Here is a 24,793-nt window from a genome sequence, read left to right as displayed (position 1 = left end):
GGTCGCGGACGCGACGCAGCGCTTCGACGCGCGCGCGTTGGCCGGAGCGTCGCGGGCCGAGTCGGCGTCGGTCGTCCGGGCTGACCAGGCGCGCCCGCGCGCGTGATGATGCCCGCCGTCGCCGGGAACTGCTGGTAAGGTTTCGTCTTGTGCCCCCTGCAGGATTCGAACCTGCGCTCCCGCCTCCGGAGGGCGGTGCTCTATCCCCTGAGCTAAGGGGGCATGCGCTCCAGGAGCGCGAGACGAAACCTTACCAGCAGTTCCCGGCGACGGCGGGCATCATCACGCGCGCGGGCGCGCCTGGTCAGCCCGGACGACCGACGCCGACTCGGCCCGCGACGCTCCGGCCAACGCGCGCGCGTCGAAGCGCTGCGTCGCGTCCGCGACCTCGCCGACGAGTTCCTCGAGCACGTCCTCGAGGAACACGACACCGCTCGTGCGCCCGTCGTCACCGACGACGCGCGCGAGGTGCGCGCCCGAGTTCTGCATCGTGACGAGCACGTCCTCGACCTCGTCCCCGGGACGCACCGTCGCGAGCAGCCGGATGCGGCGCGGCGGAACAGGCTCGGTGTACGCCTCGTCCTGCGCGTATAGCACGTCCTTGAGGTGGATGTAACCGCGCAGCTCCCCCGACGTCGTCATGACCGGGAAGCGCGAGAACCCGTGCTTGGCGACCATCGCGTCGACATCGGCGGGCGTCGCGCCCAACGAGAGCGTGACGAGCGAGTCGAGCGGCACGGCCACGTCGCTCGCGACCTTGTCGGTGAACTCGAGGGCCTCACGCACGCGGCGCTCCTGCCCCGACTCGAGCAGACCCTCTCGGTGCGACTCCTCGACGATCATCTCGACCTCCTCGGTCGAGAACGTCGAGGCCGCCTCGTCCTGCGGTTCGATGCCCATGCGTCGCACGATGGCCTTGCTGACGTTCTCGAGCACCGTGACGAGCGGGCGGATCGCCTTCGTCACCCACAGCAGTGCGGGCGCGAGCAGCAACGCTGCCCGGTCGGGCCCGGCGATGGCGAGGTTCTTCGGCACCATCTCACCGAGCACGACGTGGAAGTACGCGACGATGAGCAGCGCGAGCAGCAGGCTGACGACGTGCGTCAGCCCGTCCGGCATGCCCGTCGCCTCGAGGGGGCCGGCGATGAGGTGGTGCACCGCGTCCTCGGCGACGGCACCCAGCAGCACCGAGCAGACCGTGATGCCGAGCTGCGCGCAGGCGAGCAGCGAGGCGACGTTCTCGAGGGCCTCCAACGCCGCAGAGGCGCGCTTCGAGCCCTCCGCGGCCATCGGTTCGAGCTGCGAGCGCCGCGCTGCCATGACGGCGAACTCGGCGCCCACGAAGAACGCGTTGCCGAGCAGCAGCAGGAGCGAGATCCAGAGCATCATCGGGCCTCACCGGCCCGGGTTGCGCCGCCGATGACATCGTCCATCGACTGCCCCTGCACCGCCGGGGTGAACCGGACGCGGTTGACGCGCCGGCCGTCCATCGACACGACGCGCAGGCGCCATCCCGGCAGCATGAGTTCGTCCCCGACCTCGGGAATGCGGCCGACCTGTTGCATGACGTAACCACCGAGCGTCTCGTAGGCGCGATCGTCGGGCACGGGCGCGCCGATGCGATCGACGACCTCGTCGGGGCGCCACAGCCCGGGCACCGTCCAGGACCCGTCGGGCAGGTGACGGCTCGCGTCGTGCAGCTTGTCGTGCTCGTCGCTGACCTCACCGACGATCTCTTCGATGACGTCCTCGAGCGACACCAGGCCCGAGGTTCCGGAGTACTCATCGATGACGATGGCGAGCTGCAGCCCCGCGCCACGCAGGAGCACGAGCAGCGGTTCGAGCGTGATCGTCTCGGGCACGAAAGTCGGCTTGACCATGAGAGCGGTGACGGGCACATCGCCGCGGCGTTCGACGGGCACGGCGATGGCCTTCTTGACGTGGACGACACCGTGGACGTCGTCCCAGTCCTCCCCCAGCACCGGGAAGCGCGAGTGGCCCGTCGACCTCGCTAGCCGGACGACGTCATCCGCCGTCGCGTCGCGATCGACGGCCTCGCAGCGCACGCGCGGGCTCATGACGTCGGACGCGGTGCGCTCACCGAAGTTGAGCGAGCGCGTCAGCAGGTGCGCGGTGCCCTCCTCGATCGTGCCGGCCTCGGCGCTGCGACGCACCATGGAGCTCAGCTCCTGCGGCGTGCGGGCGGCGGACAGTTCCTCCTGCGGTTCGATGCCCATGGAGCGCAGCAGCAGGTTCGCCGATCCGTTGAGCACGACGATGAGCGGCTTGAAGAGGGCGGCGAACACCTGTACGGGCCGCGCGACGATCTTGGCGACGCGAAGAGGCGCGGAGATACCAAGGAACTGCGGGACGAGTTCACCGAAGATCATCGAGAAGGCGGAGGCGAGAACCATCGCGAGGACGGTCGAGGTCGCCGAGGCCGCGCCGCCGGTGACGCCGATGGCCGCCAACGGGGTGCGCAGCAACGCACCGACGCTGGGTTCGACGATGAAGCCGAGGATCAGCGTCGTGAGGGTGATGCCGACCTGCGCGGCCGACAGCTGCGTCGACAGCCCGCGCAGCGAGGCGAGGACGGGGCGGGCGCGTTCGTCGCCGTCGTCGATGGCGCGCTGGACGGAGTGACGATCCAGCGCGACGAGAGAGAACTCGGTGGCGACGAACAGTGCCGTTCCGAGCGTGAGGACAACTCCGAGGAGGATCAATATCCACTGCGTCATGACGCAGTGAAATTACCACGGGCGCAGCCGTTCACCGGGCTCGTTCCACCTCCCGGGCTGGCCTCGACCGGCGAGGCCCGCGCAGTCTCGCGCCGGGGTGGGCCACCTCACCACCGACCGCCTCTCGCGGCGGCGGCGCGGGAGCGATAGGGTGGCAACGTATGCCGTGTACCACACGGCAGTGGAGTGGTTCACCTCGCTCCTGCCTGACACGGCCACGCGCCGCGTCATGGCGGGGGCAACGGGACGCCTCCCGCACGTGTACGTGAATCGACGCGAATGAAAGAGGCGCATCTGCGTGTCATCCCAGTCCCCCAGCTCTGAGCACGACGACTTCGGCGCGAACGAGTGGCTCGTCGAGGAACTCTTCGAGCAGTACAGCAAGGACAAGAACTCCGTGGATGCCGCATGGCAGGAGTTCTTCGCGACCTATCAGCCGGGCTCGTCGAACTCCTCGGCGCCGGCCTCCACGTCCACGTCGGGCTCGGGCGCGAAGGCCGCTCCCCGAACCGAGAAGCCGATGGCCGCCGAGGCACCGCGCGACCAGCAGGAGGCGCCTGCACAGCAGGCCGCCGAGCCGACGCGCACCGCCGAGAGCGAGCCGCAGAAGCTCGACCCGAAGCAGGCCGAGGGCCACACACCGCTGCCGACGCCGCGCGACCAGGGCGACGGCGCCCTCGGTGACGTGCCGGCGGCGGACGACAAGGACACCCCGCTCAAGGGCATCGCCGCCAAGATCGTGCAGAACATGGAGGCCTCGATCGAGGTCCCGACCGCGACGTCGGTCCGCGCCGTCCCTGCGAAGGCGCTGATCGACAACCGCATCGTCATCAACTCGAACCTCGCCCGCGGCCGCGGCGGCAAGGTGAGCTTCACCCACATCATCGGCTACGCCATCATCAAGGCGCTGCGCGTCATGCCGGAGATGAACGCTTCCCTCTCGGTCGACGAGAAGGGCAAGCCCGTCCTGCACCAGCCGGGGCACATCAACTTCGGCCTCGCCATCGACCTGCAGAAGCCCGACGGTTCGCGCACGCTCGTCGTGCCGTCGATCAAGGGCGCCGAGGCGATGACGTTCGCGCAGTTCTGGGCCGCGTACGAAGAGATGGTCAAGAAGGCGCGCAACAACAAGCTGACGCTCGAGGACTACGCGGGCACGACGATCTCGCTGACCAACCCCGGGGGCATCGGCACGGTGCACTCGGTGCCGCGTCTGATGAAGGGCGCGGGCGCCATCATCGGTGTCGGCGCGCTCGACTACCCCGCCGAGTGGCAGGGCGCGAGCGAGGAGACGCTCAACCGTAACGCCGTCAGCAAGATCCTGACGATCACCTCGACCTACGACCACCGCATCATCCAAGGTGCGACGTCCGGGGAGTTCCTGCGTCAGATCCACCAGCTGCTGCTCGGTGAGAACAACTTCTACGACGAGATCTTCGAGTCGCTGCGCATCCCCTACGAGCCGGTGCGCTGGGTGCAGGACATCTCCGCCAACCACGACGACGACATCAACAAGGTCGCGCGCGTGCAGGAGCTCATCCACGCCTACCGCGTGCGCGGTCACCTCATGGCCGACACCGACCCGCTCGAGTACAAGCAGCGTCGTCACCCCGACCTCGACGTCACGAGCCACGGCCTGACGCTGTGGGATCTCGACCGCACGTTCGCCACGGGCGGTTTCGGCGGCGCCAACTTCCTCAAGCTGCGCAAGATCCTCGGCATCCTGCGTGACTCGTACTGCCGCACGGTCGGCGTCGAGTACATGCACATCCAGAACCCCGAGGAGCGGGCCTGGATGCAGAACAAGCTGGAGAAGACGTACTCGAAGCCGACGTCGGACGAGCAGGAGCGCATCCTGCGCAAGCTCAACCAGGCCGAGGCGTTCGAGACGTTCCTGCAGACGAAGTTCGTCGGCCAGAAGCGCTTCAGCCTCGAAGGCGGCGAGTCCGTCATCGCGATCCTCGACCGCATCCTGTCGGAGGCCGCGGACGCCGGCCTCGAAGAGGCCGCGATCGGCATGCCGCACCGTGGCCGTCTCAACGTGCTCGCCAACATCGCGGGCAAGTCGTACGGCCAGATCTTCCGCGAGTTCGAGGGCACCGCCGCTCCCAACTCGGTGCAGGGCTCCGGTGACGTCAAGTACCACCTCGGCACCGAGGGCGAGTTCGTCTCCGATGAGGGCAACCACACGAAGGTCTACCTCGCCGCCAACCCGAGCCACCTCGAGGCCGTCGACCCGGTGCTCGAGGGCATCGCCCGTGCCAAGCAGGACCGCATCAACCTCGCCGGCACGGCGTTCACGGTGCTGCCGATCCTGCTCCACGGCGACGCCGCGTTCGCGGGCCAGGGCATCGTCGCCGAGACGTTGAACCTGTCGCAGCTGCGCGGCTACCGAACCGGCGGCACGATCCACGTCGTCATCAACAACCAGGTCGGCTTCACGACCGCGCCGAGCTCGTCGCGTTCATCGACGTACTCGACGGACGTCGCGCGCATGGTGCAGGCGCCGATCTTCCACGTCAACGGTGACGACCCGGAGGCCTGCGTCCGCGTCGCGGAACTCGCGTTCGAGTACCGCCAGACGTTCAACAAGGACGTCGTCATCGACATGGTGTGCTACCGCCGCCGCGGTCACAACGAGGGCGACGACCCGTCGATGACGCAGCCGCTCATGTACAAGCTGATCGAGGCGAAGAAGTCCGTGCGTCGCCTGTACGCCGAGGCCCTCGTCGGCCGCGGCGACATGGACCAGGAGCGTGCCGACGAACTGCTCAAGGACTACCAGCAGCAGCTCGAGCGCGTCTTCGTCGAGACGAAGGAGGCGACGAAGAAGGCCGCTGCCGACAGCGCCGCGCAGAGCGCTTCGTCCGATTCCAGCCAGGGCACCGACGCCGAGGGCCACGGCGGCCTCGAGCGCCCGTCCGCTCAGCTCGAGGACGACGCGAAGAGCGCCTACTCCTCGGGCCGTTCCTCCGCGATCACCGAGGCCGCTCTCGAGCGCATCGGCGCGGTGTGGACGAACCCGCCGGAGGGCTTCACGCTGCACCCGAAGCTCAAGCAGCTGCTCGAGCGTCGCACGGCGATGGTCAAGGACGGCGGCATCGACTGGGCCATGGGCGAGCTCATCGCGTTCGGTTCGCTACTCATGGACGGCACGCCGGTGCGTCTGTCCGGTCAGGACACCCGACGCGGCACGTTCGTGCAGCGTCACGCCGTCCTCATCGACAAGGCGAACGGCAACGAGTGGACGCCGCTGCGTTACCTCACGGATGACCAGGCGTGGCTGTGGATCTACGACTCGCTGCTCAGCGAGTACGCCGCGATGGGCTTCGAGTATGGCTACTCGGTCGAGCGTCCCGACGCGCTCGTGCTGTGGGAGGCGCAGTTCGGTGACTTCGTCGACGGTGCGCAGACCATCATCGACGAATTCATCTCGAGCTCGGAGCAGAAGTGGGCGCAGCGCAGCTCCGTCGTGCTGCTGCTGCCGCACGGCTACGAGGGTCAGGGTCCGGACCACAGCTCGGCGCGCATCGAGCGCTTCCTCCAGCTGTTCGCCGAGGACAACATGACGATCGCTTACCCGTCGACGCCGGCGTCGTACTTCCACCTGCTGCGTCGCCAGGCGCACGCGCGACCGCGCAAGCCGCTCATCGTCTTCACACCGAAGCAGCTGCTGCGCGTGAAGGCCGCGACGAGCTCGCCGGCCGACTTCACCTCGGGCCAGTTCGAGCCGGTGCTGAAGGACCAGAAGCAGCTCGACGATTCGAAGGTCGAGCGGGTGCTGCTCGCCTCGAGCCGCGTGGTCTACGACCTCGAGGCGGAGCGTGAGAAGCGCGGTGACGACACGACCGCCATCGTGCGTGTCGAGCAGCTCGCGCCGATCCCGGCCAAGGAGATCGCCGAGGCGGTCTCGGCGTACCCGAACGCCGAGATCGTGTGGGTGCAGGACGAGCCGAAGAACCAGGGCGCCTGGCCGTTCATGTACTTCAACCTGCCCGACCTGCTCGAGAGCCACGGCGAGACGCGACGTCTGCGCGTCGTGTCGCGTCCGGCGTCCGCGTCGCCCGCGACCGGCAACAGCAAGCGTCACGCCGCGCAGAACGCGGAGCTCATGGAGCAGGCGTTCGCGCGCTGAGGTTCACGTGAGCAGCCGTTGATGGTGCGTTCCTGATGAAGCGGTGCCCTCCCCCACGCGGGGTGGGCACCGCTTCGTCGTGGGCTCGCGACGCCTGCGGGGTGGGCACCGAGCTGACGGACGATAAGCTGGGCGCGTGTATTTCACGGATCGGGGTATCGAGGAGCTCGCGGCGCGCCGCGGCGGAGAAGACGTGACGTTCGAGTGGCTCGCGGAGCAGCTGCGTCATTTCGTCGACCTCAACCCGGAGTTTGAGATCCCCGTCGAGCGCCTCGCCACATGGTTGGCACGGCTCGACGACGACGATGACGAGTGAGTGAAGGCGGTCGTAGCGTGTCCTACCCCACCGAAGGCAGCGAGCCCGAGTTCCGGCCGAGCGCCGATTTCCACGTCGCCGAGGGTGAGCGCCGTGTCGGCCTCGTCTTCGTCGGCGACAGCTTCGTCAACGGCTACGGCGACCCGAAGGCCCTGGGATGGGTCTCGCGGGTCGTCGCGCGTACGCCGCACGAGGGCGTCAGGCTGACGACGTACAACCTCGGCGTGCGCGGCGACAGTTCCTCGGACGTCCTCGCGCGCTGGCGGGGTGAGGCGGCGCTGCGGTGGAAGAACTGCAACGAGCGCCGACTCGTCATCGGCTTCGGCACGAACGACGCGGCGCAGGGTCTGACGACAGCACGTTCGCGCCTCAACCTCGCGAACATCCTCGACGATGCGTCGACGAACGGCATCGCGACGTTCGTCGTCGGCCCGCCGCCCACGAGCGACCCGGAGATGAACGCGAAGCTCGAGGTGCTCGTCGACGCGCACGCGGACGTCTGCGCGCGTCGTGGCGTGACGTATGTCGACTGCTTCCGTCCGCTGCTCGGGCACGATCAGTGGCAGTCGGATCTTGCCGCCAGCGACGGCTACCACCCCGGCCAGGCGGGCTACGGCCTCATGGCGTGGCTCGTGCTGCACGCCGGTTGGCAGGACTGGCTCTCCGTCTGACGGCCCTCATCGCCCCTTCGAGCGCCTCACGTCGTCGACGTGGGGCGTTCGTCGTCCCGACAACCACGTTCTGACCCCCCTTCGGGGGCCGGCCGGAAGGCGAGACAAGGGAATGTCAGTACGCGCCGTCGCGTGCGAGGACGGCGCGGAGGGTCTTGAACATGATGACGAGGTCGCCGGACAGGGACCAGTTCTCGACGTAGTAGAGGTCCTTGCGCACGGATTCTTGCCAGGAGAGGTTCGAGCGTCCGCCGACCTGCCAGGGTCCAGTGATGCCTGGCTTGACGTTGAGGCGGCGGTGGACGTGGTGGTCGTAGGCTTCGACCTCGCGGGGCAGTGGGGGGCGTGGTCCGACGAGTGACATGCTGCCGGCGATGACGTCGAACAGTTGTGGCAGTTCGTCGAGGCTGTAGCGGCGGATGAAGGCGCCGACGCGGGTGGTGCGGGGGTCGTCTTTCATCTTGAACAGTAGGCCGGAGCCTTCGTTCTGTCGTTCGAGTCCGGCGAGGCGCGCTTCGGCGTCGACGGCCATCGAGCGGAACTTGGTCATCTTGAACGGCGTTCCGTTGACGCCTACTCGGGTCTGGCGGAAGAAGATGGGCCCGGGGCTGTCGAGGCGGACGGCGATGGCGATGGCGAGCAGGATCGGGGCGACGAGGACGACCATCCCGGTGGCGACGACGAGGTCGAAGGCCCGTTTGAGGGAGTACTTGACGCCGCTGTAGCGGGGCATCTCGACGCTCATGAGCGGCAACCCTTCGATGGGGTGCCAGTGGATGCGGGGGCCTGCGACGTCCGTCATGCGGCTGGCGAGGGCGAGGCGGATGGTGGTGTCCTCGAGCTGCCAGCCGAGTTCGCGCAGCTGCTTGCGGTTGATGCGGTTATGGCCGGCGACGATGATCGTGCTGGCGTCGTAGCGGTGCACGGCGTCGACGACGTCGGCGATCGCGCCGGCCTGGGGCACGACCACTCCGTTGGCGAGCTCGAACGTCGGAGCATCGGTCGTGTCCGTCGCGACGGCGCGCACGACGAGGCCCGCAGCCGGGTTGCGGGCTATGCCTTCGGCGACGTAGCGCACCTCATGCGGTGAGCCGACGACGACGACGCCGTCGACGAGCATCGCGCGGCGGCGTCGCGCGAGCACCCAGCGGCGGACCAGGAGACGTTCGATGAGAAGCAGGACGAGCCCGAGTGGGAGGGCGACGGCCAGGAAGCCGCGCGCTACCTGCCAGCGCAGCAGGACGAGGACGATCGCGAGCGCGCCGAACGTGAAGAACGTGGCGCGCACGACACGACGATATTCGTCGGTGCCGATCGCGATGATCTCCATGTTGTGCGTCTGATTGAGCAGCAGCGAGGCCTGCCATCCGAGGATGAGGGCGGGCACGACGACGAGGTAGAGGTTGCCCTGCGAGCGGACGGTGTCGAGCGACGCCTCCGCCATTGCGAAGCGCGCGAAGAACCCGGCAGCCACGGCGAGTGTGATGACGCCCAGGTCGAGGACGAACAGCAGCAGGAACAGGTTGCGCCGCCAGTTGCCACGCATCCTGCCGAGCAGGTCGCGCCTGCCTCTCGCCCCGTCAGTCATGCTCGCCGGCGCCTTTCCCACAAAACCCTGTTTCCCCTTCGTCGGACGCGTCCGAATTCCCCTCGTTCCCGTTCGGCTGCGTCCCCCGCACCGCGGTCGTCTCGAGCCTGCTCCTCAGGCCCGCGCGCGCTCTGCAGCGCGCTCCTGCTGAACGACGCCGGACGCGGCGAGTCGTGCACGCCAGTCACCGATGCTCGGCCCGCGCGGTGAGCGTGCGAGCACGCTGTAGGCGGGCCTCGGCGCGGGCCGCTGGAACGCCTCCGACGTCGTCGGGCGCACGCGCTCAGGATCCAGGCCTGCGAGGATGAATGCCTCTCGTGCGAGGTCGAACCATGACCCGCTGCCCGAACTCGTCCCATGGTAGAACCCGCCCGAGCATTCCTGCTCGATCAGCCCGACGATGGTGTCCGCCAGGTCGCCCGCCCACGTCGGCTGTCCGACCTGGTCGGCCACGACGTCGAGGGTGTCACGGTTCTGGGCGAGCTTCAGCATCGTCGCGACGAAGTTGCTTCCGTGCGCTCCGTAGAGCCATGCCGTGCGCACGATGAGCGCGTCGGGGTGCGTGGCACGAACGGCCCATTCTCCGGCCGCCTTGGTGCGTCCGTAGGCCGACTGCGGGGCCTGCGGGTGCTCGACATCGTACGGTTCCTCGGCACGGCCGTCGAAGACGTAGTCGGTCGAGACGTGGACGAGCTGGGCATGCGCGGCCCGCGCGGTTCGAGCGACGTTGAACGCACCCGTCCCATTGACTGCGAACGCCGCGGCCTCGTCGCTCTCAGCGGCATCGACGGCCGTGTACGCAGCACAGTTGACGACGACGTCCGGCGCGTGATCGCCGATGACGCGCTGCACCGTCTCCAGCTCGGTGACGTCGCATCCGGCGGAGCCGAGCGAGACGACGCTCTCACCGCGGCTGCGCAGCAGCGCGTCGAGATCCTGACCGAGCATGCCCGTGCCTCCGAGGACGAGCCAGCGACGCGCCATCGTCATGCCCCTTGACCGGTGGCGGTGTCAGCAGGCGCCGCGACGACCTGCTGGCTTGCGTACTTGGCCTCGGTGGCGTCCTTGAACGGGCGCCACCACGACTCGTTGTCGCGATACCACTGGATCGTCGCGGCCAGGCCCTCCTCGAACGACGTGTAGCGCGGACTCCAGCCGAGTTCCTCGCGCAGCTTCGTCGAGTCGATCGCGTAGCGGCGGTCGTGGCCGGGCCGATCGGTGACGTGGTCGAAGTCGTCGGCGTCACGCCCCATCCCGGTGAGGATGGCCTGCACGACGGTCTTGTTGTCGAGCTCACCGTCGGCGCCGATGAGGTAGGTCTCCCCGATGCGCCCGCGCTCGATGATGGCCCAGACGGCCGCGTTGTGGTCGTCGACGTGGATCCAGTCGCGCACGTTGAGCCCGTCACCGTAGAGCTTGGGGCGCACGCCGTCGATGAGGTTAGTGATCTGGCGCGGGATGAACTTCTCGATGTGCTGGCGCGGACCGTAGTTGTTCGAGCAGTTCGAGATCGTCGCCCTGACGCCGAAGCTGCGCACCCAGGCACGCACGAGCATGTCGCTGCCGGCCTTGGTTGAGCTGTACGGGCTCGACGGGTTGTACGCCGTCGCCTCGGTGAAACGCTCCGGGTCATCGAGCTCGAGGTCGCCATACACCTCGTCGGTGGAGATGTGGTGGTACCGGACGTCGTGCTTGCGCGCCGCCTCGAGCAGCGTGTAGGTGCCGACGATGTTGGTCTGGACGAACGGCCACGGCTCGGCGAGGGAGTTGTCGTTGTGCGACTCGGCGGCGAAGTGGACGACGAGGTCGGACGCGGCGACGAGACGGTCGACGAGCGCGGCGTCGGCGATGTCGCCGCGCACCAGCTCGACGTGCTCCCCCAGCCCGTCGAGAGATCTCTCGTTGCCCGCATACGTCATGGCGTCGAGAACGACGATGCGCGCCTCTGGGCGCTCCTTCACCGTCAGGTGGACGAAGTTGCCGCCGATGAAGCCGGCTCCGCCGGTGACCAGGATCTGCACCCTGCCAGCATAAGGTAGGCCTATGAAGGGAATCATTCTCGCGGGGGGATCGGGAACGCGACTTCACCCGATCACACGGGGCATCAGCAAGCAGCTCATGCCGGTGTACGACAAGCCGATGATCTACTACCCGATCTCGACGCTCATGATGGCCGGAGTCCGCGAGATCCTCATCATCACGACGCCGCACGACAGCAAGCAGTTCCGGCGGCTGCTGGGCGAGGGATCCGACTGGGGTGTCGAGATCAGCTACGCCGTGCAGCCCTCGCCCGACGGCCTCGCGCAGGCGTTCATCATCGGCGAGGAGTTCATCGGCGACGACTCGGTCGCCCTCGTCCTCGGCGACAACATCTTCCACGGCGCCGGCATGGGGACGGCGCTGCAGGGCCACGCTGAGCTCACCGGGGGCCACGTCTTCGCTCATCACGTGACGAACCCGAGCGCCTACGGCGTCGTCGAGTTCGACGCGGACGGCAACGTCGTCTCGATCGAGGAGAAGCCGGAGCAGCCGAAGTCGCGTTACGCCGTGCCCGGCCTGTACTTCTACGACAACGACGTCGTCGACATCGCGAAGAACCTCGAGCCCTCCCCGCGTGGCGAGCTGGAGATCACGGGCGTCAACGACGAGTACCTGCGCCGCGGCAACCTCACGGTGACGGTGCTGCCGCGCGGCACCGCGTGGTTCGACACGGGCACCTTCAAGGGCCTCATGGACGCCTCGCAGTTCGTCCACGTCCTCGAGGAGCAGCAGGATCTGAAGGTCGGCTGCGTCGAGGAGATCGCGTGGCGTCAGGGCTGGATCGACGACGCGCAGTTCTCCGCCCTCGCCGACTCCCTCGTCAAGTCCGGTTACGGCGCCTACATGCACCGCGTCCTCGCCGAAGGCCACATCACCCCCGCCGTCCGCAAGGCCCTGTGATGGACATCCAGCCGCTGAAGATCGACGGCGCCTACGTCGTCACGCCCCGCCAGTTCCCCGACGGGCGCGGCGTGTTCATGGAGGGCTTCCGCGGCGACAAGCTCGCCGAGCACCTCGGCCACCGCATGGACGTCGTCCAGTCGAACATCTCGGTCAGCAGCCGCGGCACGGTGCGCGGCATCCACTTCGCCGACGTGCCACCGAGCCAGGCGAAGTACATCACCGTCCTGTCGGGCTCGATCATCGACTTCATCGTCGACATCCGCGTCGGGTCGCCGACGTTCGGGCAGTGGGAATCGGTCGTGCTCGACACGAGCGAACGCAAGGCGGTCTACCTCGCCGAGGGGCTCGGCCACGCGTTCTGCGCCCTCGAGGACGATTCGACGGCGATGTACCTGTGCAGCGCGCCCTACACCCCCTTGCGCGAGCACGGCATCAACCCCCTCGACACGACGGTGGGGCTGACCCTGCCCGACGACATCGAACCGCTGCTGTCCCCCAAGGACGAGGCTGCGCCGTCGCTGGCGGAGGCCGAGGCGTCGGGTCTGCTGCCGCGATACGACGACTGCGTGCGCTTCTACGACTCGTTGCGCTCGGCCTGATCGCAGCGGCCCGCGTCCTGCATGATCACGCGTGACGCACGTCTCACGAGGCGGCTCCAAGGTCGCTGCACGGGCACGGTGTCGCGCGCACGAGGCGGGCCGTAGGTCACGATCCCGCATACTTATGTCGTGTCGCTCGCCTGGGGCGAGGCGCGGTGGCATGCTGTGGCCATCGTCTCCGACGGCTCGCGTCGTCCCCATGCCGAAAGGCCCGCCCATGCGTCGTACCACCGCCCCCGCCCTCGCCGGCCTGAGTGCCACCGCCCTGTTGCTGTCGGGTTGTGGCTCCGACTCCCTCGACGGCTCCAAGAGCTCGGCCTCCTCGGGCGCTGCGGGCGCATCGAGCAAGGCCGCCGAGGTGACGAAGGACGACTCGCTCGCCAAGCTCGTCCCCGCCGCCATCGCCAAGGAGGGCACCCTGACGATCGGTTCGGACGCCTCATACGCCCCGAACGAGTTCACGGCTGCCGACGGCAAGACGATCCAGGGCATGGACATCGACCTGCTCAACGCCGTCGCCGCGAAGCTCGGTCTCAAGATCACCTTCCAGAACGGCGACTTCGGCACCCTCATCGGCGGCGTCAACGCCGGCAAGTACCCGGCGGCGATCAGCTCGTTCACCATCAACGCCGAGCGCCTCAAGACCGCGAACATGGTGCAGTACTACAGCGCGGGCACCGCCTGGGTCACCGCCAAGGGCAACCCGAAGAAGCTCGACCCAGATAACGCGTGCGGCCTGACGATCGGCGTCCAGAAGGACACCGTGCAGCAGACCGACGACCTGCCCGCACGCAACAAGAAGTGCACTGCCGCGGGCAAGAAGCCGATCACGATCGTCAGCGAGGTCGCCCAGTCGAAGGTGACCGCCGACCTCATCGCCGGCAAGGTCGACGGCTTCGCGGCCGACTCCCCCGTCGCCAACTGGGCCGTCGCGAAGAACGACGCGAAGCTCGAGAAGGTCGGCTCGAAGTACGCCTCGGCCCCGTACGGCATCGTCGTCAAGAAGGACAACACGGCGTTCGCCGAGGCCATCTCGAAGGCCCTTGAGGCCCTCGACAAGGACGGCACCTACAAGAAGATCCTCGACGCCTGGAGCAACGGTGACGGCGCCGTCACCTCGTTCCCGGTCAACCCCAAGCCCTGATCGCGACCGACATGACCGACACCACCACCGAGCGGCCGGGCGTCATCGACGCCCGGCCGGTCCGGCATCCCGGCCGATGGGTCGCCCTCGCCGTCATCGCCGTCCTCGTCGCGATGATGATCAGCTCCGTCGTCACCAACAAGGCCTGGGACTGGCCGTTCGTGCTCAAGGTGATGAACTACTCGCCCGTGCTCGACGGACTGCTCAAGGGCACGATCATCGTGACGATCGTGTCGATGATCCTGGGCGTCGTGCTCGGCGTCATCCTCGCGATCATGCGCCTGTCGGACAACCCCGTGCTGCGCGGCGTGGCGTTCGTCTACATCTGGTTCTTCCGGGCCGTGCCGCGCTACGTCCTCATGACGATCCTCGGTCTCGGCGTCCTGACCCTCTACCCGACCCTCGATCTCGGCGTGCCGTTCGGCAAGGACCTCGGGCTGACGTTCTACACCCTCGACGTCAAGACGATCAGCTCCGGAATCACCGTCGGCATCATCGGCCTCGGACTGTCCGAAGCCGCCTACATGGCGGAGATCGCGCGCGCCGGCATCCTGTCCGTCGACAACGGTCAGCGTGAGGCCGCCCAGGCCCTCGGCATGAGCAACGGCAAGGCCATGCGCCGCATCATCCTGCCGCAGGCGATGCGCGTCATCGTGCCGCCGACCGGCAACGAGGCCATCTCGATGGTCAAGGACACGTCGCTGCTGACGGCCGTACCCGTCACCGCCGAACTGTTCAACCAGGCGCAGAACGTCGCCAACAACACGTACAAGGTGATGCCGAGCTACGTCGGCGCCCTCATGTGGTACCTCATCCTCTGCACGCTGCTCATGCTGCTGCAGAGCTGGCTGGAGCGACGCTTCGCGCGCGGCTTCGGGGCGCAGGGCACCACGACCGGCGGGTTCCGCTCACGTCTGTCCTCGATCGGAAGTGACCACTGATGAGCACCGCCGCCGCCGGGGCGAGCAACGCCCAGCCGCGACCGTCCGCCACCACGGCCCCCGTGGCCTCACGCTCCGATGAGCCACTCGTGCACGCCGTCAACGTCATGAAGTCGTTCGGCAAGCACGAGGTGCTCAAGGGCATCGACCTCGACGTCCACCCCGGCGAGGTCGTCGTGCTGCTCGGCCCGTCGGGCTCGGGCAAGACGACGTTCCTGCGCTGCATCAACCAGCTCGAGACGATCGACGGCGGGCGCATCTGGGTCGACGGCGACCTCATGGGTTACGCCGACAAGGGTGGGCAACTGCACCGCCTCACGGACAGGAAGATCGCCGCGCAGCGTCGTGAGATCGGCATGGTCTTCCAGCGCTTCAACCTCTTCCCACACATGACGGCCCTCGAGAACGTCATGGAGGCGCCCGTCCAGGTCAAGGGCGTGGGCAAGGCCGAGGCGAAGGCGGAGGCCGAGCGGCTGCTCGAACGGGTCGGGCTCGGCGACAAGACGAAGCACTACCCCAGCCAGCTCTCGGGCGGCCAGCAGCAGCGCGTCGCCATCGCCCGCGCGCTCGCGATGCAGCCGAAGCTCATGCTGTTCGACGAGCCGACGTCCGCCCTCGACCCCGAACTGGTCGGCGAGGTGCTCGCCGTCATGAAGGAACTGGCCAAGGACGGGATGACGATGGTCGTCGTCACGCACGAGATGAGTTTCGCGCGGGACGTCGCGGACCGTGTCGTGTTCATGGACGCCGGCGTCGTCGTCGAGACCGGCGCGCCGCGCGACGTCATCAACAACCCGCAGCACGAGCGCACCAAGAGCTTCCTGTCGCGCATTCGCAGCGAGCACGAGGCGATCGCCGCCCTCGTCGACGACGAACTGCTCTGACGCTCGCCCAGCTGCACCCCACTACCCTGGTGGGATGCAGCTGGGCTTCGTCGTCGTCAGGGGTCGCTCGATGGAACCGACCTACGTCGACGGCGACGTCGTCCTCGTCGCCTGGGGTGCGTCGCCCCGGGTCGGGCGCTGCCACGTCGTCCGCCTCCCTGACGGCGACGACGGCCCCCGCCCGCTCGCGATCAAACGGGTGACGAGGCGCGAACGCCTCGCCGACGGCGCGTCGGGCTGGTGGGTGGAGCGTGACAACCCCCGTGAGGGGGTCGACTCATGGCTCGTCGGGGCGCTGGGGGACGAGGCGATGCGGGGGCGGGTCGTCAGCCCCGACTCCCCAGTGATGACGCAGATTCTGCGACGTTGTCGCACCTGCGTCAGCACCTTTCGCCGGGGCCGTGTCGCGCGATAGGTTGAGAGCAGTGCTGCCGCTCGGCAGCTGATCACCAGCAGCAAGGAGTCCCTCATGCTGAAGCGTTTCTTCACCCCCACCGTCGAGGTCTCGGCTCACTGCGACCTGCCCTGCGGCGTCTACGACCCTGCCCAGGCCCGCATCGAGGCCGAGTCGGTCAAGGCCATCATCGCCAAGGTCGCCGACAAGCCCGGCGACGAAGACTTCAAGATGCGCGCCACGATCATCAAGGAGCAGCGCAGCCAGCTCGTCAAGGAGCACCTGTGGGTGCTGTGGACGGACTACTTCAAGCCCCCGCACTTCGAGAAGTACCCGCAGCTTCACACCCTCGTCAACGAGGCAACGAAGCTCGCCGGTGCAAGCGGCACCAAGGGCGAGTGGGACATCGCCAAGGCTGACGAGTTGCTCGGCAAGATCGACGAGATCGCTCGCATCTTCGCGGAGACGAAGCAGGCCTGAGCCTCCCTCCCGCAACGAGAACGGCCCGGCATCCCCCTTGGATGCCGGGCCGTTCTCGCTGCCTCACCTGCGGTTCTCGTTCACCGTCGCGAATCCCGTCCCCTCCTGCGATTTCCGTCCACATCGGCGATTCTCGTCCACCTTCATGACGTCAGGTGCGTCAGTGCACGAGGCGGAGGATGACGTCGAGCAACGCCACCCCGGCGACGGTGTACACGCCGGCCCAGATGAGGCTGCCGACGGCGACGGCCGGCAGGTAGCGCACGAGCGGCATCCGGCCGGCCCCGGCCATGAGGTTGACGGCCGTCTGCACGCCGACCGTCAGGAACGACAGCGGGACGGCGAGCGGGCCGAAGCGGTGCACCATGCCCTCGGCGCGCTTGACGGAGCGCGCGTCGAGGTGGTGGGCGTACTTCGGGTGCCGACGCCAGCCGCCGATCGCGCCGCGGCCGATCCAGTATGTCGCGTTGGCTCGCGCCATGACGATGCAGAACAGGATGCCGAACGCGAGCGCCACGGGCATCTCACGGATCGATTCCATGCGTTCAGACGGCCTCGGCCCGAGCGTTCGCACCCGCGGGGTAGCAGGCGTCCAGCGCGTCGAAGACTGCGGCGTTGAGGGCGAAGGCGCGACCGGCGGCGTCGAGGGCCTCGTCCTGCTCCTGCGTCGTGAGGGCCAACTCATCGAGGCGGGCGCGGTAGGCGTCCTTGTACGTCTTCGGCTTGGCGATGTCGAAGCGGTAGAAGGTGAGGACATCGTGAGGCGCGTCGTAGTGGCGGCGCATGAGCGTCGCGATGATCTGCCCGCCGGACAGATCCCCGAGGTAGCGCGTGTAGTGGTGGCCGATGAGCGTGGCCGGCGAGGCGGCGCAGGCGACGAGGTCGTCGACGTAGCGCTGCGTGGCGGGCAGGATCGCCGTGGCGTCCGCATAGCCGAGGCGTTCCAGCGCGGCGAGGTCGTGACGCAGCGATGCGGCGCGCTCGAGTGCCGGGTCCAGCAGCGGCGCGAGGCGGGGGTCATCGCGGTGCGTCGCGCACGCCGACTCGAGGTGGTCGTACACCGGCAGCAGCTGACGCTGCAGCCCCTGGTGCGCGCCGATGCTGCTCTCGCCGCCCATGAGGCGGGTCATGAAGCCGCGGTTCTCGGCGTGCTCGTGCGCGGCACGGGTGTGGTCGCGCAGCGCGGCCGACAGGGGCGGGGTGAGGGCCGTCGTCATGGATCCGAGCCTTTCTGATGAGGAAGGCTCACCTTAATAAAGGTCCACCTCCGCTCGGATCAATCGAACGGTTGATCCGAGACTCCACCTCCCCACCACGCCAGGCCGACGAGAGCGAGCCGCCTCTCGCTGCGCGGATGCCCGCAGGGGGCACGAGCGCGATGTGACAGAATGGGGAGGTTGGCCCCCGACGTACCGGGGGGAAGACCCCGAACCAGGGAGCAAGACCATGAGCAAGCGCGCACGCAAGCGTCGCAGCCGCAAGGGCAAGGGCGCGAACCACGGCAAGAAGCCCAACGCCTGAGCATCTGCCGCAGACGCGAACGAAGGCCGACCACCCTCACGGGATGGTCGGCCTTCGTCATGCTCGGTTCGGCGTCAGGCCTCGTAGCCCACCTCGGTGCGCTCGTAGGTGATGCGCGTGAGGATCGACGAGCGCAGTTGCTCCGGCGCCTGCTCACAGGCGCAAGCGCGCTTGATGAGCTTCTTGAGCAGCATGTCGCGCTCGTACTCCGTCAAACACGGGGGGCAGTCGAGCAGGTGAGCCTTGATCTCCTCGTACTGCTCGGCCGTCAGCTCACCGTCGATGTAGGCGTAGAGACGATCGACGTACTCGGGGCACTTGTCGCTCATTTCTTCGCCCCCTTCGCGGTGTCCGCCTCACCCTTGAGGAAGCCGCGCCCACGCGCGTAGTCCTCGAGTTGTTCACGCAGCAGCTTGCGTCCGCGGTGCAGGCGCGACATCACGGTGCCGATCGGCGTGTCCATGATCTTGGCGATCTCCTTGTAGGGGAAACCCTCGACGTCGGCGTAGTACACCGCGAGACGGAAGTCCTCCGGCAAGGCCTGCAGCGCCTTCTTGATGTCGCTGTCGGGCAGGTGATCGAGCGCTTCGTTCTCGGCCGACTTCAACCCCGTCGACGAGTGCGCCTCGGCCCGCGCGAGCTGGTAGTCCTCCACCTCGGCGGCGTCGGACTCGAGCGGCTGACGCTGCTTCTTGCGGTAAGAGTTGATGTACGTGTTCGTCTGGATGCGGTACAGCCACGCCTTGAGGTTCGTGCCCGGCTTGTACTGGTGGAAGGCTGCGAACGCCTTCGCGAACGTCTCCTGCACGAGATCCTCGGCGTCGCTCGGGTTGCGCGTCGTGCGCAGGGCGGCGCTGTAGAGCTGATCGAGGTACGGCATCGCGTCACGCTCGAAGCGCGCGGCCCGCTCGGCCGGGGTCTCGGTACTCGGGTCGAAATCCTTGGAATCGGTGACGCTGCGTGGCGCCGCGCCGCCGTCTGGCTGCGGCGCGCCGAGGGCGTCGACCGTCGTGTTGTCTGTCATCGCGCTCAACCCTAGCGCGGGGTGCGGCGCGACACGAGACGCGCGCGTGCCCGCGCCACCGAAACCGGTGGTGAGGCTCAGCGCGGACGGTTCGACCGGAACCACGGGTGCTACCAGCATCGTGCTCACTTTCGACGTTCGAATGGCCCTCGTGGGCTTTCTGATTCGCCGTCGTCAACACGATGAGTGGGCTGCGCTATTCCCCGCCCCGCACTCGATATGAGTCAGGACGCGGCGGCCAGCCACCTGCGCACGGCGTCGACGACATCCTGCGGCTGCTTGCTGAATCCGTGCGGGCCCGCGACGGCGGCGACGTCGGCGCCGGGCAGCGCGGCGCGGATCGCGTCGGGGCCGCCGAAGGTGTCCGTGGCGCCTTGCACGACGAGCAGGGGAACGACCGCATCGAGCACGGCTTGCGCCTCGTCCGTGCGCCATTTCGACGGGTCGTCCGCCTTGCCCGGCGGCGCGAGCGGAAAAGCCAGCGCGACGACGGCGTCAGCGCCCGTCTCGACGGCGGTGCGGCACGCGACGCGGGCACCGGCCGAACGACCACCCTGCACGAAGCGGCCCGTGATCTCGCCCGCCTCGCGCAAGTGACTCACGACGGCGCGCCAACCCTCGTCGAGGGTCTTCGGGGGCGTGGCGATCTTGCGGCCCGCGAGCACCCAGGGCTGGTCGACGAGGACGACACGCCACCCGTCATCGGCGAGGTGGAGCAAGCCCCACAGGTCGGGCGTGTTCGTGCCCTTGCCGGCGCCGTGTCCGAGGACGAGTGTTCCGACGGGCTGGTGTTTGCCGGTCGTCGTGACCGCCGCAGTCTCAGCGTTCGCAGACTCGGTACTCGAGGACTCGGAGTTCTTCACCTCCGTGTTCGCGCGACCACCGACGGGATCGATGACGTAGGCGCGTGCCGACCCGGCGTCCGTCTCGATGTCAAGAACGCGGTGCGCTCGTTCCGGCGCGACAGACCGGGAGGGACGTGGTTCGGCGGTCACTTCTCGGCCCCGATGATCTCGCCGGTCGCGGGGTCGACGACGCCCACGAGGTCGGATTCGGGCGCGGGTTCGATGAGGCCTGGGCCGTTCGTCCGGTTCGAACTCACCGCGCGTGAGACGGGGTAGGCCTCGAAGGGGCTCGAATCGCCGGGCGTGAGGAACGTCGCGACGTCGGCGTCGTCGGTCAGCGTCGGGTCGAGCCACTCGGCCCATTGCTCGCGTTCGAGCGCGAGGGGCTGGCGATCGTGGATGCGGTCGAGGCCCTGCCCCGCGCTCGTCGTGATGATGGCGAACGTCGTCAGCCACGCGGCCGGGTCGCCGTCGGGCAGCGAACGATCGCACCAAAACTCGTAGAGGCCGGCGAATGCGACGTCCGTGCCGTCGACGCGGCGCATGTAGAACGGCTGCTTGCGCGGTTTGCCCTTGGCGTCGAGCGCCGTCGGTGACAGCTGCCACTCGTACCAACCCGACGCGGGCACGAGGCAGCGACGCACGCGGGCGGCCTTCGCGAACGACGGTTTCTCGAGCAACGTCTCAGCGCGCGCGTTGATCATGCGCACGCCACCCTTGGTGTCCTTCGACCACGAGGGCACGAGCCCCCACGTGAGGTGACGCAGCTGACGCTTCGCCTCGCCGCGCGAGCCGTCGTCGAGCCGCTCGGGACGGGTCAGGACGACGGGCGCCTGCTTCGTCGGCGCCATGTTGTAGTCGGGCTCACCGACAGGCGGGTTCTGCGGCGACGCGAGCAGCGACCGCGTCTGCTCGCCCGTCGCGTCGACGTCGACCTCGAACTCCTCGACCAACTCACCCGTGCTCGCACTGGCTGCGTATCTGCCGCACATGGGCCAAGCCTAAGAGGAGAGGTCGTCGTCTCACCCAGTCTTGCCCGGCTCCGGTGAAGAAAGCGACCATTCGCCGCCCGTCGTGCCTCCATCACTTCACCGAGCGCAACCGGCTTTCGGGCCCCCGGCGCTGCCCCTGCCCGTCTGGCACGCCCGGGTCTCAGGCGCGCCCGCTGCGCCACGACTGCAGGTCACGCTTTTGCTGGAGGTATTCGTCTGCACCGTCCGTCTCGAGCAGAAATCGATCAAGACCACGCAGAGCAGCGACCTTGCCGCCCTCGTCGATCTGGCCGGTCAGACGCAGCAGCGTGAATGCTCTCGCCACCACCCAGGTCGCTTCGTCAACTGCATCGAGGGGCGACGTGCCGATCGCGGCGGCCGACTCCCGCCATTCTTCGTCCGTGTCGTACATCTCTCGCAAGCGCGTGGAGGACGTCAGCTCGTCCCGACGGCTCTCCCACTCCGCAAGCACACCGGCGGCCCCGTCACTGCCGAACGGAGACCATTCATCTGCGGGGTCGTCGTAGATGGGGTGCGTGAAATGCGCCGCGAAGCGCGGGTGCGCTGGGTTCATCGCCCGGACCGCATCATTGACGCGCGCTGCACCCCCCACGAGCGTGGCGCCGCTGCGGTCATGCGCATCGCACCGACGTGAAGCGGCTCGGCTCACGTGATTCGTCAAGAAGAAAGCATCCGGAATCACACAACGCCTCCCCGCAGTGTCGAAAGACGGTGCCGGCTTGAACTTCCCCCTCACTTCGAACGACGGACCTGAATCGTCGACGTAGATGGAGCGTGCGATCCCCATGGCGATGGTGGGGGAAGCCTCGTCATGAGGAACGACGTAGAGGGAACGGCCATTCGCGTGACTCACGGCCAGGGTGTATCCCACTCCGCTATCCACGACGATGGTATGAATCAGCTTTGCCTCGCGGATCGCCCGGCTCTTCCTGACGGGGAGCTCCCTACGGAAGGAACGTTGATCGACTCCCGCGAGAATCCTTTCGAACTCCGTCGTGTCCTCGAAGGCCATCCCCTTGATGGCGTCGATCATCTGGCTCAAGTAGGACGGGGCCGATGGCTCGGTCGACAGGGTCATGTCACTCAGCCCGGCCTTCATCGCCCGATCAGAACCCGTCAGGTCGGCAGCCATGTACGCCCTCCGGCCGGTGAGAGGAGTGGCAAGCGCGCCCAAGGCCTTCGTGACGTGACCGGCCGCGACATAAGCGGTTCGGAGAGACTCTTCTGTCAGGTCCCATTCTCCGAAGGGGTCCCTGTCATCGATGGTGACGGTTCGAAGTCTTGCCATCGTGTGCATCTCCCTGCCCCTGGATGCGAGGACGGTCGCGTCCACGACGAGACATCATGTTAGTCGGCCCCCACGCGGCTCTGCGGGGGCCGATCGGGCAACTCCATCTGCGAGTTCGCCCACGGATCGGCCAGGATGGACCGCGCCCACTGCCCCACAGCGTTGGAGTGAGTCCGCAGCCGGGCGGCCGGTGGCAGTACAGGGCTCGCATGTTGTCGGTGGCGCCGACTAACGTGGGAGGCCAAGGCGTCGACGATCGACGCCGACCTTCACAGGAGGAGGAACCATGATCCGTCGCATCGCGCGTACCGCGCTCGCCAGCTACTTCCTCAACGAGGCGGCCAAGGCGTTCACCAACACGAAGTCGCAGGCCGCCGAGGCCGCGCCGTTCGTCGAGTTCGTCAGCCGCGAGAGCGGCAGCAAGGTGCCGAACGACCCCGAGATGATCGTCAAGGGCCAGGGCGCGCTCATGGGTGCCGCCGGCACCGCCCTCGCGCTCGGCAAGTTCCCGCGCCTGTCCGCGGCTCTGCTCGCCCCGACGGTCGGCGCGAACGCCTACATGCACGAGGCGTTCTGGGCCGAGAAGGACCCGGAGGTGAAGGCACGCAAGCAGTCCAACTTCTTCCGCACTGCTGCCATCGTCGGTGGCGTGCTGCTCGCCGCCGCCGACACCGCGGGCAAGCCGGGCCTCGCCTGGCGTACCTCGCACGGCGTCGACGTCACGCGCCGTGAGGCCAAGCGCGCCGCGAAGACGGCTCGTCGCGAGGCCAAGCTCATGGCCGCCGTCGCCGGGAGCAAGCTGCCCTCATGACCTCCGGCAGTACGAGCGCTCGCGCAGCGGGCCTCGACATGAAGAACTCCGACATGACGACCACCGCCGCGACGAGCGCCGCTTCCGCGAACCCGACGAGCGACTGGCCCGCACCTCGCGCGGACCGGCCGGTCGTCGGCGCGTTCAGCGTCCCCGGCTCGAAGTCCCTGACGAACCGCTACCTCGTCCTCGCCGCCCTCGCCGACGACGACTCTCTCCTGCGGGCGCCGTTGCGCTCGCGCGACACCCTCCTCATGGCGCAAGCACTGCGCGCGATGGGCGTCCAGGTCGAGGACGTGCCCGGAGACTCCCCCGAGGGCGACGACTGGCACGTCACTCCTGCACCCTTTCGGGGCCCCGCACAGGTCGACTGCGGCCTCGCCGGCACCGTCATGCGCTTCCTCCCGCCGGTCGCCGCCCTCGCGGACGGGCCGGTCGCCTTCGACGGCGACGAGCACGCCCGCAATCGCCCCATGGGTCCTGTCCTGCAGGCCCTCGCCGACCTCGGCGTCCGCATCGACGACGACAGCCGCCGCGCACTGCCGTTCACCGTCCACGGCACCGGAGCCGTCACGGGCGGGCGCGTCGAGGTCAACGCCTCGACGAGTTCGCAGTTCGTCTCCGCACTGCTGCTCTCCGGCGCGCGCTTCGACGAGGGCGTGACGATCGTCCACACCGGCGCAACGCTGCCGAGCATCCCCCACATCGACATGACGGTCGAGGTGCTGCGTGACGCGGGCGTCGTCATCGAGGTCGGTGACGACGTCGACGCCGACGGGCGCGGCAGCTACGCGTGGAGCGTCGAACCCAGCGACATCCGCGCGCTCGACGTCATGGTCGAGCCCGACCTGTCGAACGCTGCCCCCTTCCTCGCGGCGGCCGCCGTCACGGGTGGCGAGGTGTTCATGGCCGACTGGCCGACGTTCACGACGCAGCCGGGCGATCACATCCGTGGCGTTCTCGAGCGCATGGGCTGCAAGGTGACGCTCGATCGTGACGGTCTGCGTGTGCGCGGCCCCGAAAGCGGTCGTCTGCGGGGCATCGACGTCGACCTCACCGAAGCGTCCGAGCTGACGCCCGTCGTCGTCGCCCTGTGCGCGCTCGCCGACGGTGGCAGCCGCATCCGCGGCGTCGCCCACATCCGCGGCCACGAGACCGATCGACTCGCGGCGCTCTCGCGCGAGTTCACGGCGATCGGGGCGCAGGTGCACGAGACCGAGGACGGTCTTGTCATCACCCCGGTGCCGCGAGAAGTGCTGCACGGCGGGCTGTTCCACACGTACGACGATCACCGCATGGCGATGGCGGCTGCGGTCGTCGGGCTCGTCGTTGACGGCATCGTCGTCGAGAACGTCGGCACGACCGCCAAGACGCTGCCGCACTTCGACCGGCGGTGGGAGGCGCTGCTCGACGGCACGAGTGCGGCGCACGAGCCGGCGCTGCAGCGGACGGTCTGAG

Annotated in this window: 25 protein-coding genes and 1 tRNA gene; 13 read left to right on the top strand and 13 right to left on the bottom strand. The window is 68.3% G+C overall.

The features are described 5' to 3' along the window. Nucleotides 1–150: 150 nt before the first annotated feature. The 3 genes from J4Z35_RS09355 to J4Z35_RS09345 form a co-directional block, all read right to left on the bottom strand. Nucleotides 151–222: transfer RNA gene (locus J4Z35_RS09355), tRNA-Arg, on the bottom strand. 60 nt (nt 223–282) lie between these two features. Further along, nucleotides 283–1,389: a hemolysin family protein gene (locus tag J4Z35_RS09350; RefSeq protein WP_006945979.1), complete on the bottom strand. Its 1,107-nt coding sequence runs from the start codon at nt 1,387–1,389 to the stop codon at nt 283–285. Further along, on the bottom strand, nt 1,386–2,738 hold the full coding sequence (locus tag J4Z35_RS09345) for a hemolysin family protein (RefSeq protein ID WP_006946029.1): 1,353 nt from the start codon (nt 2,736–2,738) through the stop codon (nt 1,386–1,388). The genes J4Z35_RS09350 and J4Z35_RS09345 overlap by 4 nt, the downstream gene beginning before the upstream one ends. Before the next feature lie 298 nt (nt 2,739–3,036). On the opposite strand from J4Z35_RS09345, the gene J4Z35_RS09340 reads away from it, so the two are divergent. The 3 genes from J4Z35_RS09340 to J4Z35_RS09330 all read left to right on the top strand — a co-directional run bounded on the left by J4Z35_RS09340 (nt 3,037) and on the right by J4Z35_RS09330 (nt 7,860). Then, on the top strand, nt 3,037–6,873 hold the full coding sequence (locus tag J4Z35_RS09340) for a multifunctional oxoglutarate decarboxylase/oxoglutarate dehydrogenase thiamine pyrophosphate-binding subunit/dihydrolipoyllysine-residue succinyltransferase subunit (RefSeq protein ID WP_131940711.1): 3,837 nt from the start codon (nt 3,037–3,039) through the stop codon (nt 6,871–6,873). 136 nt (nt 6,874–7,009) lie between these two features. Continuing rightward, nucleotides 7,010–7,189: a DUF6104 family protein gene (locus J4Z35_RS09335; protein WP_131940709.1), complete on the top strand. Its 180-nt coding sequence runs from the start codon at nt 7,010–7,012 to the stop codon at nt 7,187–7,189. A gap of 17 nt (nt 7,190–7,206) precedes the next feature. After that, complete coding sequence (locus J4Z35_RS09330; protein ID WP_006945919.1) at nt 7,207–7,860, top strand: GDSL-type esterase/lipase family protein; 654 nt, start codon at nt 7,207–7,209, stop codon at nt 7,858–7,860. 115 nt (nt 7,861–7,975) lie between these two features. Here the strand turns inward: J4Z35_RS09330 and J4Z35_RS09325 are convergent, their stop codons facing one another. The 3 genes from J4Z35_RS09325 to rfbB all read right to left on the bottom strand — a co-directional run bounded on the left by J4Z35_RS09325 (nt 7,976) and on the right by rfbB (nt 11,469). After that, on the bottom strand, nt 7,976–9,448 hold the full coding sequence (locus J4Z35_RS09325; protein WP_131940706.1) for a sugar transferase: 1,473 nt from the start codon (nt 9,446–9,448) through the stop codon (nt 7,976–7,978). A 114-nt stretch (nt 9,449–9,562) separates the two neighbouring features. Next, nucleotides 9,563–10,432, bottom strand: a complete 870-nt coding sequence (gene rfbD, locus J4Z35_RS09320) for a dTDP-4-dehydrorhamnose reductase (protein WP_131940704.1) — start codon at nt 10,430–10,432, stop codon at nt 9,563–9,565. Between the two features lie 2 nt (nt 10,433–10,434). After that, nucleotides 10,435–11,469 carry a dTDP-glucose 4,6-dehydratase gene (gene rfbB / locus J4Z35_RS09315; RefSeq protein WP_131940702.1) on the bottom strand — a complete coding sequence of 345 codons (1,035 nt, stop codon included), beginning with the start codon at nt 11,467–11,469 and terminating at the stop codon, nt 10,435–10,437. A gap of 22 nt (nt 11,470–11,491) precedes the next feature. Here rfbB and rfbA point away from each other — a divergent pair, with 22 nt between their 5' ends. The 7 genes from rfbA to sodN all read left to right on the top strand — a co-directional run bounded on the left by rfbA (nt 11,492) and on the right by sodN (nt 16,833). After that, nucleotides 11,492–12,388 (top strand): glucose-1-phosphate thymidylyltransferase RfbA, encoded by an 897-nt coding sequence (rfbA, locus tag J4Z35_RS09310; RefSeq protein WP_131940700.1) that lies wholly within the window; start codon nt 11,492–11,494, stop codon nt 12,386–12,388. Next, nucleotides 12,388–12,990, top strand: a complete 603-nt coding sequence (locus J4Z35_RS09305; protein ID WP_131940698.1) for a dTDP-4-dehydrorhamnose 3,5-epimerase family protein — start codon at nt 12,388–12,390, stop codon at nt 12,988–12,990. Before rfbA ends, J4Z35_RS09305 begins: the two co-directional genes overlap by 1 nt. Before the next feature lie 217 nt (nt 12,991–13,207). Further along, nucleotides 13,208–14,134 (top strand): ABC transporter substrate-binding protein, encoded by a 927-nt coding sequence (locus tag J4Z35_RS09300; protein ID WP_062257135.1) that lies wholly within the window; start codon nt 13,208–13,210, stop codon nt 14,132–14,134. A gap of 11 nt (nt 14,135–14,145) precedes the next feature. Further along, complete coding sequence (locus tag J4Z35_RS09295; protein ID WP_062257133.1) at nt 14,146–15,075, top strand: amino acid ABC transporter permease; 930 nt, start codon at nt 14,146–14,148, stop codon at nt 15,073–15,075. A gap of 107 nt (nt 15,076–15,182) precedes the next feature. Then, a complete protein-coding gene (locus tag J4Z35_RS09290; RefSeq protein ID WP_156444936.1) occupies nt 15,183–15,959 on the top strand; it encodes an amino acid ABC transporter ATP-binding protein in 777 nt (258 codons plus the stop codon). Nucleotides 15,960–15,993: 34 nt separating this feature from the next. Beyond that, a complete protein-coding gene (locus J4Z35_RS09285; RefSeq protein ID WP_006945900.1) occupies nt 15,994–16,374 on the top strand; it encodes a S24/S26 family peptidase in 381 nt (126 codons plus the stop codon). A 54-nt stretch (nt 16,375–16,428) separates the two neighbouring features. Then, a complete protein-coding gene (sodN, locus tag J4Z35_RS09280) occupies nt 16,429–16,833 on the top strand; it encodes a superoxide dismutase, Ni (RefSeq protein WP_006945950.1) in 405 nt (134 codons plus the stop codon). A gap of 160 nt (nt 16,834–16,993) precedes the next feature. On the opposite strand, the gene J4Z35_RS09275 is transcribed toward sodN, so the two are convergent. After that, on the bottom strand, nt 16,994–17,374 hold the full coding sequence (locus J4Z35_RS09275) for a VTT domain-containing protein (protein ID WP_062257127.1): 381 nt from the start codon (nt 17,372–17,374) through the stop codon (nt 16,994–16,996). Nucleotides 17,375–17,378: 4 nt separating this feature from the next. Then, nucleotides 17,379–18,050 (bottom strand): biliverdin-producing heme oxygenase, encoded by a 672-nt coding sequence (locus tag J4Z35_RS09270; RefSeq protein ID WP_062257125.1) that lies wholly within the window; start codon nt 18,048–18,050, stop codon nt 17,379–17,381. 163 nt (nt 18,051–18,213) lie between these two features. On the opposite strand from J4Z35_RS09270, the gene J4Z35_RS09265 reads away from it, so the two are divergent. After that, on the top strand, nt 18,214–18,354 hold the full coding sequence (locus J4Z35_RS09265) for a hypothetical protein (RefSeq protein WP_006945980.1): 141 nt from the start codon (nt 18,214–18,216) through the stop codon (nt 18,352–18,354). Between the two features lie 74 nt (nt 18,355–18,428). On the opposite strand, the gene rsrA is transcribed toward J4Z35_RS09265, so the two are convergent. The 5 genes from rsrA to J4Z35_RS09240 form a co-directional block, all read right to left on the bottom strand. Then, entirely contained in the window at nt 18,429–18,683 is a 255-nt protein-coding gene (gene rsrA / locus J4Z35_RS09260) for a mycothiol system anti-sigma-R factor (RefSeq protein WP_062257123.1), read from the bottom strand. Then, nucleotides 18,680–19,498 carry a sigma-70 family RNA polymerase sigma factor gene (locus J4Z35_RS09255; RefSeq protein ID WP_207623455.1) on the bottom strand — a complete coding sequence of 273 codons (819 nt, stop codon included), beginning with the start codon at nt 19,496–19,498 and terminating at the stop codon, nt 18,680–18,682. The genes rsrA and J4Z35_RS09255 overlap by 4 nt, the downstream gene beginning before the upstream one ends. A gap of 104 nt (nt 19,499–19,602) precedes the next feature. Further along, nucleotides 19,603–20,373: an alpha/beta family hydrolase gene (locus J4Z35_RS09250; protein WP_062257120.1), complete on the bottom strand. Its 771-nt coding sequence runs from the start codon at nt 20,371–20,373 to the stop codon at nt 19,603–19,605. Beyond that, entirely contained in the window at nt 20,370–21,215 is an 846-nt protein-coding gene (locus J4Z35_RS09245; RefSeq protein ID WP_062257118.1) for an SOS response-associated peptidase, read from the bottom strand. Before J4Z35_RS09245 ends, J4Z35_RS09250 begins: the two co-directional genes overlap by 4 nt. A 160-nt stretch (nt 21,216–21,375) precedes the next feature. Next, a complete protein-coding gene (locus J4Z35_RS09240) occupies nt 21,376–22,368 on the bottom strand; it encodes a hypothetical protein (RefSeq protein WP_156444935.1) in 993 nt (330 codons plus the stop codon). Between the two features lie 442 nt (nt 22,369–22,810). Here J4Z35_RS09240 and J4Z35_RS09235 point away from each other — a divergent pair, with 442 nt between their 5' ends. Both J4Z35_RS09235 and aroA read left to right on the top strand, forming a co-directional pair. Then, nucleotides 22,811–23,335 carry a DoxX family membrane protein gene (locus tag J4Z35_RS09235; protein WP_062257114.1) on the top strand — a complete coding sequence of 175 codons (525 nt, stop codon included), beginning with the start codon at nt 22,811–22,813 and terminating at the stop codon, nt 23,333–23,335. Then, a complete protein-coding gene (gene aroA, locus J4Z35_RS09230; RefSeq protein ID WP_231729431.1) occupies nt 23,332–24,792 on the top strand; it encodes a 3-phosphoshikimate 1-carboxyvinyltransferase in 1,461 nt (486 codons plus the stop codon). The genes J4Z35_RS09235 and aroA overlap by 4 nt, the downstream gene beginning before the upstream one ends. Nucleotide 24,793 lies beyond the last annotated feature (1 nt).

Origin of the sequence: Dermacoccus sp. NHGro5 (assembly GCF_017565385.1) — a bacterium.
Taxonomy (GTDB): Bacteria; Actinomycetota; Actinomycetes; order Actinomycetales; family Dermatophilaceae; genus Dermacoccus; species Dermacoccus nishinomiyaensis.
This window is presented reverse-complemented; position numbering and strand designations above follow the sequence as displayed.

What these genes read in the sequence shown, in the direction of transcription:
- J4Z35_RS09350 (WP_006945979.1), bottom strand. Translation starts at nt 1,389, where the DNA reads ATGATGCTCTGGATCTCGCTCCTGCTGCTGCTCGGCAACGCGTTCTTC.
- J4Z35_RS09345 (WP_006946029.1), bottom strand. Translation starts at nt 2,738, where the DNA reads ATGACGCAGTGGATATTGATCCTCCTCGGAGTTGTCCTCACGCTCGGA.
- J4Z35_RS09325 (WP_131940706.1), bottom strand. Translation starts at nt 9,448, where the DNA reads ATGACTGACGGGGCGAGAGGCAGGCGCGACCTGCTCGGCAGGATGCGT.
- rfbD (WP_131940704.1), bottom strand. Translation starts at nt 10,432, where the DNA reads ATGGCGCGTCGCTGGCTCGTCCTCGGAGGCACGGGCATGCTCGGTCAG.
- rfbA (WP_131940700.1), top strand. Translation starts at nt 11,492, where the DNA reads ATGAAGGGAATCATTCTCGCGGGGGGATCGGGAACGCGACTTCACCCG.
- J4Z35_RS09305 (WP_131940698.1), top strand. Translation starts at nt 12,388, where the DNA reads ATGGACATCCAGCCGCTGAAGATCGACGGCGCCTACGTCGTCACGCCC.
- J4Z35_RS09300 (WP_062257135.1), top strand. Translation starts at nt 13,208, where the DNA reads ATGCGTCGTACCACCGCCCCCGCCCTCGCCGGCCTGAGTGCCACCGCC.
- J4Z35_RS09295 (WP_062257133.1), top strand. Translation starts at nt 14,146, where the DNA reads ATGACCGACACCACCACCGAGCGGCCGGGCGTCATCGACGCCCGGCCG.
- J4Z35_RS09290 (WP_156444936.1), top strand. Translation starts at nt 15,183, where the DNA reads ATGAAGTCGTTCGGCAAGCACGAGGTGCTCAAGGGCATCGACCTCGAC.
- J4Z35_RS09285 (WP_006945900.1), top strand. Translation starts at nt 15,994, where the DNA reads ATGCAGCTGGGCTTCGTCGTCGTCAGGGGTCGCTCGATGGAACCGACC.
- sodN (WP_006945950.1), top strand. Translation starts at nt 16,429, where the DNA reads ATGCTGAAGCGTTTCTTCACCCCCACCGTCGAGGTCTCGGCTCACTGC.
- J4Z35_RS09275 (WP_062257127.1), bottom strand. Translation starts at nt 17,374, where the DNA reads ATGGAATCGATCCGTGAGATGCCCGTGGCGCTCGCGTTCGGCATCCTG.
- J4Z35_RS09270 (WP_062257125.1), bottom strand. Translation starts at nt 18,050, where the DNA reads ATGACGACGGCCCTCACCCCGCCCCTGTCGGCCGCGCTGCGCGACCAC.
- rsrA (WP_062257123.1), bottom strand. Translation starts at nt 18,683, where the DNA reads ATGAGCGACAAGTGCCCCGAGTACGTCGATCGTCTCTACGCCTACATC.
- J4Z35_RS09255 (WP_207623455.1), bottom strand. Translation starts at nt 19,498, where the DNA reads ATGCTGGTAGCACCCGTGGTTCCGGTCGAACCGTCCGCGCTGAGCCTC.
- J4Z35_RS09245 (WP_062257118.1), bottom strand. Translation starts at nt 21,215, where the DNA reads ATGTGCGGCAGATACGCAGCCAGTGCGAGCACGGGTGAGTTGGTCGAG.
- J4Z35_RS09240 (WP_156444935.1), bottom strand. Translation starts at nt 22,368, where the DNA reads ATGGCTGCCGACCTGACGGGTTCTGATCGGGCGATGAAGGCCGGGCTG.
- J4Z35_RS09235 (WP_062257114.1), top strand. Translation starts at nt 22,811, where the DNA reads ATGATCCGTCGCATCGCGCGTACCGCGCTCGCCAGCTACTTCCTCAAC.
- aroA (WP_231729431.1), top strand. Translation starts at nt 23,332, where the DNA reads ATGACCTCCGGCAGTACGAGCGCTCGCGCAGCGGGCCTCGACATGAAG.